10 protein-coding genes are annotated in these 13683 nt (G+C 48.4%); 6 read left to right on the forward strand and 4 right to left on the reverse strand.

What is annotated here, in order from left to right; translation table 11 throughout:
* Window positions 1–5 precede the first annotated feature (5 nt).
* The 3 genes from K384_RS02895 (at window position 6) to K384_RS02905 (ending at window position 3750) form a co-directional block, all read left to right on the forward strand.
* Complete coding sequence (locus K384_RS02895) at window positions 6–509, forward strand: hypothetical protein (RefSeq protein ID WP_038029210.1); 504 nt, start codon at window positions 6–8, stop codon at window positions 507–509.
* Complete coding sequence (locus K384_RS02900; RefSeq protein ID WP_051633061.1) at window positions 506–1939, forward strand: MATE family efflux transporter; 1434 nt, start codon at window positions 506–508, stop codon at window positions 1937–1939. The genes K384_RS02895 and K384_RS02900 overlap by 4 nt, the downstream gene beginning before the upstream one ends.
* Window positions 1940–2079: 140 nt before the next feature.
* Window positions 2080–3750, forward strand: a complete 1671-nt coding sequence (locus K384_RS02905; protein WP_038029212.1) for an amidohydrolase — start codon at window positions 2080–2082, stop codon at window positions 3748–3750.
* A gap of 9 nt (window positions 3751–3759) precedes the next feature.
* On the opposite strand, the gene K384_RS02910 is transcribed toward K384_RS02905, so the two are convergent.
* Window positions 3760–4098, reverse strand: a complete 339-nt coding sequence (locus K384_RS02910) for a hypothetical protein (protein WP_038029214.1) — start codon at window positions 4096–4098, stop codon at window positions 3760–3762.
* A 153-nt stretch (window positions 4099–4251) separates the two neighbouring features.
* Between K384_RS02910 and K384_RS02915 the strand changes: the two genes are divergently transcribed.
* Complete coding sequence (locus K384_RS02915) at window positions 4252–4701, forward strand: SpoIIAA family protein (protein ID WP_038029216.1); 450 nt, start codon at window positions 4252–4254, stop codon at window positions 4699–4701.
* A 77-nt stretch (window positions 4702–4778) separates the two neighbouring features.
* Complete coding sequence (locus K384_RS02920) at window positions 4779–5540, forward strand: 5'-nucleotidase C-terminal domain-containing protein (protein WP_051633062.1); 762 nt, start codon at window positions 4779–4781, stop codon at window positions 5538–5540.
* A 94-nt stretch (window positions 5541–5634) separates the two neighbouring features.
* Here the strand turns inward: K384_RS02920 and K384_RS02925 are convergent, their stop codons facing one another.
* Both K384_RS02925 and K384_RS02930 read right to left on the reverse strand, forming a co-directional pair.
* Window positions 5635–6291: a YceI family protein gene (locus tag K384_RS02925; protein WP_051633063.1), complete on the reverse strand. Its 657-nt coding sequence runs from the start codon at window positions 6289–6291 to the stop codon at window positions 5635–5637.
* 35 nt (window positions 6292–6326) lie between these two features.
* Window positions 6327–7472: an FtsW/RodA/SpoVE family cell cycle protein gene (locus K384_RS02930; protein WP_051633064.1), complete on the reverse strand. Its 1146-nt coding sequence runs from the start codon at window positions 7470–7472 to the stop codon at window positions 6327–6329.
* Window positions 7473–7618: 146 nt separating this feature from the next.
* On the opposite strand from K384_RS02930, the gene fahA reads away from it, so the two are divergent.
* Window positions 7619–8893 carry a fumarylacetoacetase gene (fahA, locus tag K384_RS02935; RefSeq protein ID WP_038029219.1) on the forward strand — a complete coding sequence of 425 codons (1275 nt, stop codon included), beginning with the start codon at window positions 7619–7621 and terminating at the stop codon, window positions 8891–8893.
* A gap of 135 nt (window positions 8894–9028) precedes the next feature.
* Here fahA and K384_RS02940 read toward each other — a convergent pair whose 3' ends face one another.
* Window positions 9029–13678, reverse strand: a complete 4650-nt coding sequence (locus tag K384_RS02940; protein WP_038029221.1) for a translocation/assembly module TamB domain-containing protein — start codon at window positions 13676–13678, stop codon at window positions 9029–9031.
* Window positions 13679–13683: the final 5 nt, after the last annotated feature.

The raw sequence follows: 13683 nt of genomic DNA on the forward strand, positions 1-13683 counted from the left end.
AAGCCATGGCAAGTTGGATAGAAAAAACGGAGCATTTCTTTCAAAAGGTAAGGGCGCTTTCACCCGAAACCAAGTACGAAATAGGCAATGCCGTTGTGGTTGCCGGGGTCTGCAGCATTTTTTTGTTCCCCGGCTACCCGGGACTGTGGATGTCGATGCTGATTGTGGGAAGTATCATTAAGAAGCGCTTCCGTTGGGTTAAGAAGAAAGGCTACCGCTTTGGGCACCGGAAGGATAAAAGAAGAGGGCAAACCGTAAAAAAAGGTCCCCTCACCGATGAACAAATTGTGCGTTTTGCTCGTATAAAAGGCGGCGTGATTACCCCGGCAGAGTTGGCTTTGGAGACTTCGTTGAGTGTGGAGGAAGCCGAAGAGCGGCTGATAAAGCTGCATAGTAAAGGGTTCAATGAAATAAAAGTGAGTGACAAAGGCTTTGTTGTATATGATTTCCACTGCGTTTTACCTTCCTTAGATGACAAAATCAATGCAAAAAAACTGGATTCATTTTGAACCGTACCATGTGGCAGGAGCTGTTTGCTGAGCTTCGAAAAATGATTTCTTTAAGCATGCCCATTATCATTGCCCAAATAGGCAGTGTGTTTATGGGCATCATTGATAATATGATGGTTGGTGACTTGGGTGAGGTGCCTTTGGCAGCTGCCGGTGTCGCCAACCCTATTTTCTTTTTGCTTGCCAGTATTGGCATCGGTATTTTTTCCGCTATCTCGCCCTTGGTAGCCAAGCAATACAGTGAAACAGCCGGCAAAAAAGAATGCGGTTACATTCTATTTGCCGGCATGAAGTTGTCCATTGGTGTGGGCTTGCTCATTACGGCCGCTTTGTTGCTGATAGCTGCCAACTTCGATATTTTCCGCCAAAGCAAGGAAGTAGAAATAGAGGCGCGCCCTTATCTGCAGGTAATTGCCACCTCGGCAGTGCCTATGATGTTTTTTCTGGCAGTCAAGCATTTTAGCGATGGGCTCTCTATTGTATGGCCTGCTATGATTATTACTATTGTGGGCTTGGTGGTGAATGTTTTCGGCAACTGGGTGTTGATTTATGGACATCTGGGCTTTTCGCCTATGGGCTTGTATGGCTCAGGCTTATCCACGCTTATTGCGCGGGTGCTGATGGCTTGCTTGATGATTGTGTATGTTCTTGAGTCGAAGTATTTCCGGGACTATATCCCCAACATATTAAAACCGATTCCTACACGCGTGTGGAGCCGGCGCATCTTGCGCTTGGGACTGCCCAGTGGCATGCAGTATTTCTTTGAACTGGGGGCTTTCACCGGGGCTGCCATCCTTGCAGGTTGGATTGGTGTGACGGCACTGGCAGCTCATAATGTGATTTTTAGTATCGCTACCTTCACTTACATGGTGGCGGCAGGGGTTTCTTTTGCCGGTGCCATACGCGTGGGTATTCAAGCAGGCAAACAGTCTTACCACAAGGTGCGTATTGCCGGCTTTGCCAGCATATTGCTGGTAAGCGTGCTGATGTTGTTCAGTGCTACTTTGCTGGTAGTATTTGCCGAGCCGGTCATTCGCCTCTACACGCATGACTATGAAGTGGTGCTGTTTGCTTCTTCCGTAATTTTTGTTTTCATGTTTTATCAGCTGTTTGACGGCATACAGGCGGTAGGGGTAGGTATTTTGCGGGGGGTTTTTGACGTAAATGTGCCTACGTTGATTACCATCTTTGCTTATTGGGTGGTTTGTTTGCCGATTGCCTACTTGCTGGCCAATAAAGTAGATTGGATGACGGTAGCTTCGTGGTGGGGCGAAAGTGTGCCACCGGCCGAAGTGAACAAATACCGTTTGATGGGCCTATGGATTGGTCTTACTGCCGGTTTGGGGGTCTCTGCCACCTTGTTGACGGCGCGTTTTTATCTACTTACGCGTGAGGGACACCTGCCGGTGATAGAAAAAAAAGCAGCCTGAGTGCCCGGATGGTAAGCAATGCAAATACCATACACTTTCCTATTGTGTGAAAACTTACATAGTCCTTCGATAGTTCCGGTTGACGGCTATCGAATTTTTTATAAAATTAATGCTTAAACAAACAACCAAGCAACAGGCTTATGAGACAACTTTTACTTGCCGTATCACTGCTTCTACTTTCCCCGCTTATGTGGTCTTGTGAAAAAAAGCATCAAGATACACGCCGCGAAAAGATAGACTTGCTTGTAGTAAATGCCTCTATTTACACTGTGGACTCTTCGTTCACCGTAGCCGAAGCCATGGCCATTAAAAATGGCCTGATAGTAGCCACGGGTGAGCGAAAAGAGCTGGAGCAACGCTATGATGCCCAAAATATCTACGATGCGGGGGGGCATTTTGTCTTTCCGGGTTTCTATGATGCCCACTGCCACTTCATAGGTTATGCCCAAACTCTTGCCCAGGCCGACTTGGTGGGGGCTGCTTCGCCGCAAGAAGTCATAGAGCGCTTGAAAGCCTTTCGAAAGCAAAATCCCGACCTGCCTTGGTTGTTGGGAAGAGGCTGGGACCAAAACGACTGGAGCGACAAGTCTTTCCCCGACCGCCGCTTGCTGGATGAAGCCTTTCCCGACATACCAGTATTTCTGACCCGTATCGATGGACATGCCGCTTGGGTAAATACCAAAGCGCTGCAAGAAGCGGCTTTGCTGCAGGCAAGAAAAGTAGAAGGCGGAAGCATACGGTTGCGCCCCGATGGCAGCCCCTCCGGCATCTTGATAGACAATGCCGTGGACTTGGTGGAACGCCACATTCCACCTATGAGCCGGGAAATGCTAAGTAAACTGCTTTTAAAAGCCCAGCAAAATTGTTTTGCCGTAGGGCTTACCACCTTGAGCGATGCAGGCTTGCCCTTAGAGCATATTCGCTTGCTCGATAGCCTGCAACAAAGCGGAAGCTTGCGCATGCGTCTTTATGTGATGGCAAGTGCAACCCCCGAAAATATAGCATTCTTCCGGAAGAATGGACGCATTAAAACCGATCGTCTCAATGTCCGCAGCTTCAAAATATATGCAGATGGCGCTTTGGGCTCGCGGGGGGCTTTCTTGCTGGCGCCTTACCACGATGCACCCGGCGAACGGGGCTTTTTACTGCAAAGCGAGGCAGCACTCGACAAGCTGTACAGTCAAATAGCCGGTATGGGCTTTCAAGCCAATACACACTGCATTGGCGATGCCGCCAATCGTACGGTATTGCGCTTATATGCTAAATATTTGAAAGGAAATGAACGCTGGCGCATAGAGCACGCGCAAGTGGTGCAGCCCGAAGACCTGACTTATTTCCGCAAATATGGCATCATTCCGTCTGTACAGCCTACCCACGCTACTTCCGATATGTATTGGGCAGAGAGTCGTTTGGGAAAAGAGCGCTTGGCTTTTGCTTATGCCTATAAAAGCCTGCTTGATGCAGCCGGCTTGTTGGCGCTGGGTACCGACTTCCCCGTAGAGCGCATCAGTCCTTTTCTTACCTTTTATGCGGCATTGAGCCGGAAAGACCTGAACGGTTTCCCGCCCGAAGGCTTTTTGCCGGAACAGGCACTGAGCCGCCGCGATATCCTGAAAGGCATGACCATTTGGGCGGCCTATGCCAATTTTGAGGAAAATGAAAGAGGGAGCCTTGAAGCCGGAAAGCAAGCAGATTTTATTGTGATTGACCGCGATTTGATGAAAGTAGAAGCGGCCGATATTCCGGAGGCCAAGGTACTGGCAACTTTCATAGGGGGCGAGCAGGTATATAGCGCCGAAAATGAAAAGTAAGAGGCGCTTCTAAGAAAGCCAATGGAGGAGGCGCGCCCACCACTTTTTAATGGGGGAAGTGGGGGCGGATGGGTTCTCTGCCGTCTTTTGAGATGCAAGCTGCCGTAGATGCTCTACTTCTTGCAGCAATAACTGATGCTGTTCTTTGAGCTTTTGGTGCCGGGTTTTGAGGCGCTTATACTTGGCTTCGCTTCGGCGGTACAAAGCTTCCCACTCGTGCGCCCCGGTGGCTTCTTTGACGGCTGCCACAAACGCACTGTGTGGATAGTAGCGCTCTTCGTTGCATACAATACAACGGTGGTCATTGTCAAAATTATGTGTTTCGCAATGAATGCAAATCCATCCCATGATCGCAGTAGCCTGATGCCCAAAAATACAATAAATCTTATCTTTTGAAAGTGGCCATAGATATGCGCTTTATCCTTCGAAAAAATAGCATACTTGTGACATACAATAAGAATACAAGTCCCCGTTTAGGTTTCAACAAAAATAAAATTTGATATGAATAGCACTGTAGAAGTACTGCATGAAGATGACTTCATGAAAATGTATTTTGACCCTTCCATTCAATGTATAGTGAAGGAGTGGAAGCAAAATCCTTCCGAGGATAAATTTAAGTTGTTGATATTGAATCTTGTACATAAAATCATCCTGACACGCAGAAAATACGAAATAGACATTAACCTGCTGGCCGATTGCCGGAAACTGACAGGCGAACTGTTTTCAGAGCAGGTGATTGATTGGTTGAATGAGAAGATTCATAAAATGTATGTAGCCAATAATATCCGCAAAAAGGCATTCGTGGCTTCTTCTGAAATAGCTTGCAACCGTTCGTTGATAGATTACATCGAGCAAAGTGGCGGTGCCTTGACCGGTTTGGAAATGCGCCTGTTTGACAACATAGAGCAGGCCAAGGCCTGGTTGGCTTCCTCAAAGGTAAATACCCGCTAAGCAAGCACATGACGGCAGAGCGTCCGCAATTGTAGAAAAGTTCGTATTTTTGCCCCCTACAAAACAAGCTTTACTCAATGTTCACAAAGTTTCAATCCATACGTCGCCACATGTTTTACGCTGTGGCACTGTCTCTTTTGCTGGGGGCTTGTCAAAAGCGCTTGCAATACCAAAGCACGGTCGAGTCACTGCCCATCAACAGCGAAATATCGGCCGATGCACGGATAGATAGCATGATTGCCCCATATAAGCAGCGCCTAACGGCAGAAATCAGCCGGGTGCTGGCTTATTCTGACACGGCCGTAGAGCGTCCCAAGAATGTGTATGAACATCCGTTGGGCAATTTTACTGCCGATTTGATGCTGCAAAAAGCGCAAGCCCTGCAGCCGCAAACGTCGTTGAGTGTGATTACCTTTGGGGGATTGCGTACCGGTTTCCCGGCCGGCGCCGTTACCGTGGGGCATATGTTTGAATTGATGCCCTTCGAGAACGAATTGGTAATCTTGACCGTGGAAGGTAAAACCTTGGAAGAGCTGTTTGAATACATGCTTCGCAAAAAAAATACTGCCTTGGGCGGGGTACGTTTGGAAGTGGCCGCCGGTAAAGTACGCAACGCATGGATTGGAGGCAAACCGTGGGATCCGAATCAAACATACCGGGTAGCCATTTCCGACTATCTGGCCAATGGTGGTGATGATATGAGTTTTTGGAAAGAAGCCAAACAACGGGAAGAAACCGGGGTGAAGATTAGAGACATATTCATAGAAGGGGTAGAAGCAGCCGGTAAGAAAGGGACCATCCATCTGCAACTGGATGGCAGGGTAAAGGTGGTAGAATAAATCATGCAGCCGGTTGCATTGTGCATAAACTCAAAAAAGGCTATCCAAGACGGATAGCCTTTTGTCTTGTATTTGATAGGCCTTGAAAAGGTGCTTATTGGCAATCTTTGTTTACTGCCGCTTCGGCATACAGCTTTACTTCGGGCCACAATACCGACTTGCCATCAGGACCGGTGTGCAGGTCTTTACATACTTCATTCAGGGCTTTGATACCACTGCCGGCATTCCATTCTTCTACGTTGATGGTGGTGCTGATGCTTACTTTTTCTTCGCTTAGGGTGAGTTCTACCGGCACTTGCTTGTTGATGCCGTTCATTTCTATGCTTAAAAGTGCTTGCGTATCGCTAATGACAGAATCCAAGCGGGCTTTTAAAAGCACTTCTTCGCCTTCTTTTTGGGCAAAAGAACCAAAAAAGTATTTGGCTATTTTAGCGTCCCGGTCGGGGTTTTGGGTATCCACACTGCCTGTTTTGATGGTGATGCTCGCACCTTTGATGAGCTCTTGCAAAGAAGTGGCTTCTTGCAGGGGGCTTTCCACTTGGTATTCTTTAAAGCTGCCGCTTACGCCTGCCTTTTCGGTGAACTTGTAGGCAGTCCAGGTAAGGGTGGTTTCCCCCAAGCGGTAGCGGCACTCTGTGCTTGCTTGTGTGGTTTGGGTGCTGTCGGTATTTGTTTTTTCTTGTTTGGTTTCTTGTGAACCACAGCTCCATAATAGAGCGGCTAATCCGAAAGATAAGATGATTTTTTTCATGGCTTGCTTTGATTTTTTATTATTGAAACGGTTATCTAATTGCTTTGTTCTACAATATCGCCCCGGCTGACGCTCAGTATAATACCTATTGCCAAGCCGGTAAAGAGCAGGGAGGTGCCTCCCATACTGACCAGTGGCAGCGGCAAACCTGTGATAGGCACCAAGCCTACGGCAACGGCCATGTTTGCCATGGCTTGCACAACCAGGCTGAATGAAAGCCCTGCTGCCAGTAGTCCCCCGAAAGCCCGGTGGCTGCGCGAAAGAATCATCATGCCGCGGTACAAAAGCCCCAAGTATAAAAAGACCACAAAAGCGCCGCCTATCAGGCCATATTCTTCCACAATGATGGCAAAGATGAAGTCAGAGAAGGGGTTGGGTAAAATATTGCGTTGTGTGCTGTTGCCCGGTCCTTTGCCGGTCAGTCCCCCGGTGGCAATGGCTATATAAGACTGCTCAGCTTGAAAGGGTATATTTTCTTTATCCAAGTAGCTTTCTATCCGGCTTTTTACTGTAGCCGCCCGTTCACCAAACGATAAAGCCACAAAGAGAGCCACTGCCCCCATCAGCAGTATGACAAAGAAATAGCGAAGTGGCACCCGGCCAATAAACATAATCAAGAGGCTGGTCATGAACAAAATCAGGGCATTGGAGAAGTTACTCAGCCCAATTAAGCCGCATACCAGACCAATCCAAAAAAGCATGGGCAACAGGCCTTCTTTGACGTCCTCGATGCGGTGTTGACGCTTGGAGAGCATGGCTGCCAGGTGTGAAATAAGGGCGAGTTTTGCCAAGTCAGAAGGTTGAAACGATTGATTGATGAAAGGAATGGTAATCCAGCGGCTGGCTTCGTTGATGGTCGTGCCGTATAACTGCGCTACGATGAGCAGAGGAACCGAGACCCACAAGGCAAACAACGACAGGCGGGCATAATAGCGGTAATCGATACGGTGGGCTATCCACATGACGATTAACGCCAGCAGCACCAGGCGAACATGCTTAAACAAGTAATATTCGGTGTTTCCTTCCAAGTACTTGAAAGCCAATGACTGTGTGGCGCTATATACCACCAAAATACTCATGAGAGAGAGTGCCGCAACAATGTACCAAATCACCGGGTCCCCTTTGAAGATGGGATGCTCTTTCTTTTTTGTTATATCCGCTTGGTAATCCAAAAAACTCATAATGCTCATTCTTTGTATCAAAGATAAAAAAACCTTTGGGCATAGAAGCAAGAAAGTGAATATGGCACCCTTTTGCTTTGTTGAATGCTTGTGTTTTTGGAAATATCCTATAATTTCGTGGCAGGAACCAAAAAAAATTGACAACAATGATACAAGCCAATGACCCTAAGCTCCGTTCGTGGATAGAAGTAGCACCCGATAGTGATTTCCCCATTCAAAATATACCTTTTGGCATCTTTTCTCATGATGGGCGCACCAAGCGCGCAGCCAGCCGTATAGGTGATGTTGTCATAGACTTGAGCGCTTTGGCAGAATTGGGCTACTTCGATGATTTGCAAATTCCTGACTTGTCTGTTTTTTATAATGACACCTTGAATGACTTCATTCGTCTGGGCAAGGAAACCACCCGCCGGGTGCGTAACCGGATTGCCGAGCTTTTCGCCGCCGATAATCCTGCCTTGCGGGAGCAGGCAGAGCATAAGGAACAGGTGCTTTTCGATGCCCGCCAAGTGCACATGCACATGCCGGTAGAGGTGGGGGACTACACTGACTTTTATTCCAGCTTGGAACATGCCACCAATGTAGGCAAGATGTTTCGCCCCGACAACCCCCTGTTGCCCAACTGGAAACACCTGCCCGTAGGCTATCATGGACGCTCGTCTTCCATCGTGGTTTCGGGGCACCCGGTCATTCGTCCCAAAGGGCAAGTTTTGCCTGCGGGCGCCGATAAGCCGGTGTTTTCTGCCACTCAGCGCCTTGACTTCGAGCTGGAAGTGGCTTTTGTTGTGGGCAAAGACACGCAAATGGGCGACAGCATCACCACTGCCGAAGCCGAAGACTATATTTTTGGTTTGGTGCTTTTCAACGACTGGTCAGCCCGTGACATTCAAAAATGGGAATATGTGCCCTTGGGGCCTTTCTTAGGGAAAAACTTTGCTTCTACCATTTCACCATGGATAGTTACCTTGGATGCCTTGGAGCCCTTCCGCGTGGAGTCGCCCAAGCAAGACCCCGAAGTGCTGGATTATCTTAAGTTCGAAGGCAAGAAGAGCTTCGATATCCACCTGGAAGTATACATTCAGCCCAAAGACAGTGCGCCTTCGTTGGTATGCCGCAGCAACTTTAAGTATATGTACTGGAACATGAGCCAGCAGCTGGCACACCACACGGTGAATGGGTGTCCCATGCGGGTGGGTGATATGTGTGCGTCGGGAACCATCAGCGGGCCTACTCCCGATAGCTTTGGTTCTATGCTGGAACTTAGCTGGGGCGGAAAAAATGTAGTAAAGCTCCGGGATGGCATTGAGCGCAAGTTCATCGAAGACTACGACACCGTCATTATGCGCGGGTATGCGCAAGGCGATGGTTACCGCGTGGGCTTTGGTGAGTGTGCCGGACAAGTGTTGCCGGCAAAGAAATAAGGGGGAGCAGAAGGAAGCATGCCACAGGCGGCGAGGCAGTTGTGTGCTTCGCCGCCTGTTTGCTTTAGGAATTGGTTGCTTGATATTTTTTAAGTGGATTTGAAGTGAAGGGGACACACCGGGGCACGGCAACCTCTACTGCACCTCTTCACCGGTGGTTTCTTGCTTTTCAGAAGGTTCTTCTTCTTTCAGCAATCCATCGGGGCGGGGCAATATTTTTTGATTTGATTTGTCTTTTTTCTTGCGTGAGAACAACTCCCATATAGAGTTGAAGTCGCGTGTGTAAAGAATACTGAAACCGGCAGCTGTGTTGGTACTGTTGCTGATGGAAGTAACCACGCCGTTGCTCAAGTTCTTGTTGTACATTTTCAAACGATAGCGTCCGTCGGGGGTGAGCATGTATTCCACCGTCCATTCGCCTACAATGTTGGCAGTAGCACTTTGATTTTGGGTGTCTATCAAGCCATCGCGGGTGATACGCAAGCGCCCGTCCATGAAGGTATAACTCAAGCGCACATGAAAGACATTATTGCTTTGCTTGTCCCAGCCTGACAGGTCCACATCTATTTGCAGGTTTTCGTCCACTTGCGACATCCAATGGCTCAGTTGGTTGGAAAGCAGCTCACTCACGGTATTGCCCCCGGCTCCACTGATGCCACTAAAGGAGTTCTCTCCGGAAAACTTTTTAAACAAAATCAAACTGAACACTTGGCGGTTACGCTCTTGCTCGTCGCCTTCTATGCGCCCTTTGAAACTGTAAAGCGCCGAGCGAAGGGCGGGATTGGTGATGCTGCGCTCTACTTCGCTAAAATCGATGTCGAAGCGTATATCGGGGGCAAGCATCGGACCGGTAAGGTGCAACAGCACCTGCACGGGATAACGTCTTGTGTATTCCGGCGAGTTCAGCTCTGTATTGCTGCTGTTGACCAGCGGAAGCAGGGAAGTGATGGTTTCGTAATAGGCTTTAATATCCAGCTCGGCACTGTACACATCGCCAATGAAGTAGATGGCACTGCCTTCCCGCACTTTAAACTGTTTGTTTACCAGATTAAGCATGGTGAAGTTATAGCTGCCTTCTTTGATGTAGAAGTCGCCCCACATGGTGAACTCACCGCGGGAGTCAATACTCATTTGTATTCTGCCCTGCCCGTTGCCGCGCATGATGTCGCCCGCCCGCGGGTCAAAGATGATTTCGAAGTAAGCATCGGGTGTTACATCCAGATTAAAGTCCATGCGCAGGTTTTGCAGCTTTACTTCTTTGGTCTCGCTTTGGTTGTTTTTGTCTTTCTCAAAGTCTTTGAAAACAATGTAGTCTTTTTGAGAGACTTTTTCGCTGCCGTAAAGCGGGATATATAGCTTGGTGCCGTATTCGGTACGGGCGTTGGCTTGCAAATACAGGTTGTCAGGCGTGCCGCTAATTTGTGCATCGCCACTGACAAGGGCATCGCCATAGTAGAGCTCGCCTTCGCGGGGTGGGGTGTTCAGCACCAAGAACTTTTTAAATTCTCCCCGTATATCCAAATAGAAGTCTTGAAAGTAGTGGTGGTAAATATCACCGGTGAAGACGGCATTGCCTTGGCGGTTGTCCATGATGCGCAAGCGTCGCATGCGGATGGCATCCGGGGTAATATACAACTTGTCGCTGAAGCTGTAAGTAGTGCCCAAGTAGTTGACTTTGAATGTTGCTTGTTTGAAATCAAGGATGCCCGCAAGTAAGGGCTTGTCGAGGCTGCCGCGCAGCGCCAATTTGCCCGAAACCGTACCGCCAATTTCCGACAGATAGTCCTTCAAAAAAGGATTGAGCACTTTTAGCTCTGTTTCCTTCATCTCCGCTATCACCTGCATTTGCCCGGAACTGTGCCGGTAGTGACCGCTCATAAAGAAAACATAATCTACACGATTATAGAGGTCGGCATTGAAAATAATACTGCCGGTTTGGGCATCCCATCCCACAACACTGCTGAGGTAGCCCACATAAATATTTTGAAAAGTGAGGTCTTCCACTTCGGCTTCGCCTTCAATAATGGGCGTGGAGGTGTATAAGTTGCGCAGCGTGAAAGAACCCAAGAGCGTGCCATCCACGGGAATGCTCGCCAAAGCACTGAAAGGACGCAGGTTCACCATGTTGAAATCTACCTGCAACTGATGCGGGAAAGAGGCTTCGGCAATGTTACCGTGGAGCACGATGGATTGCCCTTGGTGCGAAAGCGTAAAGCGGTCAAAAGTTACTTGGCGGCTGCTGTCTGTGCTGAATTGAATATTCCGGAAGGACTCAATATCCCACTGTGCGCCTCCCAGCGTAAGATGGGAGTCATAGAAGTAGAGCGTTTGTTGGCTTTCGCCCAACTCCAAGGCGCCTTGGAGTTTTAGCTCTGACAGAAGTGTATCGTTGTCCACTCGTATATATTGCCGGAATTCAATGGCGTCGTTGTACCAGGAAGCATTCAATAGCAATTGGCGCGTGCGGATGCCGCCTATTTCCTGCCGGGCCGAGAGCAGGTCGAGCTGTGCCAACACATCGGCGCCATAACGGGGCTTATACATTTCTACATCTAAGGCAGATTCGTAAAAACGTTCGGCGCCCCATTGCAGGGTGTCTATGGGGGTTTGAGTTGCTATTCTCAATATAGAAGAGTCGGCCGATTGGATAAACTCGCCACTCAAACGGCTGTTGTGGCTAAGGTAGGCATTGGGGGCAAAGAGCTGCAAGACAGGGTTCAGATTGGTGCATATCACTTCCATTTGAATGTGAAGGCTGTCGTCATGCGCACCACTTGCAGATGCTTTTTGGGCATAGTAGTCTTTTTGCACTTGCTGCTGCTTGCTTACGGCGAGCCATAGCTCATAGGGAACTTCTTGCAAATAACGAATGAGCTGCCCGTTGTCGTAGTGCCCTTCAAGACTTACAGTTACATAATCAGATAAAAGCTGTAGTTTTTCTTCTGCTTGCGATGCACGCCGGTAATAAGTGAGCGTGAGTTGGTGGGGGGTAAGTGTATGGTTGCCATAAAGAAACTGCACATTTTGAAAATGCAGGCGGGCATCTACACTTTTAAACTCACTGTACTCGCCTTGTATTTGAGTTGAAATCCGCGCCGTTGTGTCTAACCAATGGGTTGCTTGCAGGTCGAGATAGTCTATGCCACCTTGCAATTTGGCAAAGCGTAAACTATCTTTCAGAAAAGCCCCTTTCAACAATAGATGCAGGCGGGCGTTGGGGTCTTCCGAATGAAGTGTTCCATTTAAAAGTGCATTGCTTGAATTGCCCGATAACTGTAATTGCCGGTAGGCATAGCCGTTTACAACAAATTCATCTATGGTGGCAGACAGATTAAAATCATGCCGGTGCAGGTCGGTCCCGTAACCGGCCAGTTCCATGTGTGCCGTGAGTGTGCCCAGCATGCTTTGGTCTATGAGGTAGCCTAAACGAAAGTCCGTTAAGTCAAGCCTTATATTGTAATGGGGCAGGGCGGGCGCCTCTTCTTTGTAAAAGACTTCGCCTTCACTGCTTATTTCACCCAAGGCGGTATAAAGTTGTGTGGTGTAGTTGAAATCTTTGGCATAGCCGTCAAGGCGCAGCTCACCGTCTATGAAATCTATCTTTTGCAGCCAAGGATGCAGAGAAGCAGGCAGGTATTGTTTGAGGTCTTCCATTTTAAGAGACAGAGAGGGAATATCGGCTTCTATGACCGCGGCTTCAATATCAGGAAGCCCCTGCGTGCTGATGATGCCCTGCAGGTAACTGTCGTTACCAAAACGCAGGTAGGCATCTTCCCACACAAACTCCCGTATGGTACCATTGACCTGCCCATTGATTTGCCATTCATCTTGCCATTGGGCAAACACCTCATGAAACGGCGCCAGATCTGCGGGGTGAATGCGGCTTCCTTCGAAATGGATGTCAAGCAGAACCGAGTCCACAAAAGCCCCCATGGCAGACATGCTTTCATAAGAGAAGCGCACCTTGTCGCCCAGGTAGGAGTTGTTTAAATAAAGATGCAGCCTGTCGAAATACATGTGTTGTGCATCCATATGAAAGTCTGTGTCAAGACTTTTGACGTAGAGAGAACTTTGGGGCTCATGGAGTTGAAGCTGCCGCGTGCTGAGCGCTATGGTGTCGCCAAAGGCCTTGAAGTCCAATACCGTACCATAAATATTATTCAGGCTGAAGTGTGCGTAGTCGAAGAAGCCCCCGGGCAGGCTGTCTTGCCTTCCGTCATGATAACGAAACTGCATGTTGTTCAGATAGGCTTTTTCGATGATAAAAGGCGCCGGTTGACTGCTGCTGCTTTGGCTTCCGAAACGTTCATTCAGTTCTTCGATAAACAAATTGATATTGAAGCCTTGATGCTGTATATCATAGTGCATGTTGAAGAGTCCGTTTTCCAAACGGGCTTCTTTGATGCGTACTCTGCCTATGAGCAGTTGAGTCAAGCTAAAGGTGACGCGTATTTCCTCTATATCCACCAAATCCACAAAATGCTCATCGTATATGTGAACATTGCGTAAGTGTATGCTCCGGTTGGGCAGGTTGACGAGCAAGCGTTCGATGTCGGCATTGTAATGGCTGTTTTTGAAAACATAGTCCACAGCCTGCCGGGCCAGGAAGCTTTGCACCGCAGGCAGCGCCAACAAGGCGGCAAGAGTCAAAAACAAAAGCAAAACGAAAAAAACAGGGCGGGTTACCCACCTGTGCAGCAGCCTTTTGAAAATCTTCAAAAAAGGCGTACTTTCGTTGCCTAAAATATCTTCTTTTTTATCCTCTTCTTTCCTTTCTAATGCCAAGGCGT

Origin of the sequence: Thermonema rossianum DSM 10300 (assembly GCF_000426825.1) — a bacterium.
Classification (GTDB): Bacteria; Bacteroidota; Bacteroidia; order Cytophagales; family Thermonemataceae; genus Thermonema; species Thermonema rossianum.